This is a genomic window from Paenibacillus sp. FSL R5-192, from assembly GCF_000517845.1.
GTDB classification, from domain to species: domain Bacteria; phylum Bacillota; class Bacilli; order Paenibacillales; family Paenibacillaceae; genus Paenibacillus; species Paenibacillus amylolyticus.
The window spans coordinates 1-786 of the sequence record NZ_ASPR01000077.1 but is presented as its reverse complement, the minus strand read 5'-3'; the positions used below and the strand labels follow the sequence as shown (position 1 = coordinate 786).

General features: G+C 47.6%; 2 tRNA genes and 1 rRNA gene. All 3 read left to right on the top strand.

Annotated elements, in window-relative coordinates:
* Positions 1-171 precede the first annotated feature (171 nt).
* Positions 172-288: ribosomal RNA gene (gene rrf, locus C161_RS28880) — 5S ribosomal RNA — on the top strand.
* Between the two features lie 36 nt (positions 289-324).
* Positions 325-401: transfer RNA gene (locus C161_RS28875), tRNA-Ile, on the top strand.
* Between the two features lie 22 nt (positions 402-423).
* Positions 424-499, top strand: a tRNA-Ala gene (locus tag C161_RS28870).
* Positions 500-786: the final 287 nt, after the last annotated feature.

Genomic DNA, 786 nt, shown 5'->3' with positions numbered 1-786 from the left:
GATCACCTCCTTTCTATGGAGAATCGTTTCCTGCAACGGAAACATTCAAATATGCAGGTTCTTAGAACCTGCAACAGCGATTCATTTCGGTCCGTCACTTCGGTGTGGATGAAATGAAGAGCACAAGCAACTCACTCGTTGCTCAGTTTTGAGAGCTCAAACTCTCAAACGTTTGGTGGCGATAGCGAAGGGGTTCCACACGTTCCCATCCCGAACACGACCGTTAAGCCCTTCAGCGTCAATGGTACTTGGACCGCAGGGTCCTGGGAGAGTAGAACGCCGCCAAGCGTAACCCATTTTGGGTTCAAATAGTATATATAATGTGGGCCCTTAGCTCAGTTGGTTAGAGCGCACCTCTGATAAGGGTGAGGCCGGTGGTTCGAGTCCACCAGGGCCCACCATCTATACCTTTAAACTTTATATGGGGCCATAGCTCAGCTGGGAGAGCGCCTGCCTTGCAAGCAGGAGGTCAGCGGTTCGATCCCGCTTGGCTCCACCAAAAAAAAGTTTTACAAGTTTGTTCTTTGAAAACTAGATATCGAAACGAAACAAACGCGAATTAGAACATTCCTTTTTAGCTGAACTTGTGTTAAACAAGTTTTAATAAAAACGGTAGTTAAATTGCTTTTGCGATGGTATTGAATGGGAGCGACTTTTGGCTTTGCGTAAGCAAACCAAGGGAAGCGAGCAGTCAAAATCCGGAGCAATATGGTTAAGCTACTAAGAGCACACGGAGGATGCCTAGGCGCTAGGAGCCGATGAAGGACGTGGCGAACAACGAAACTG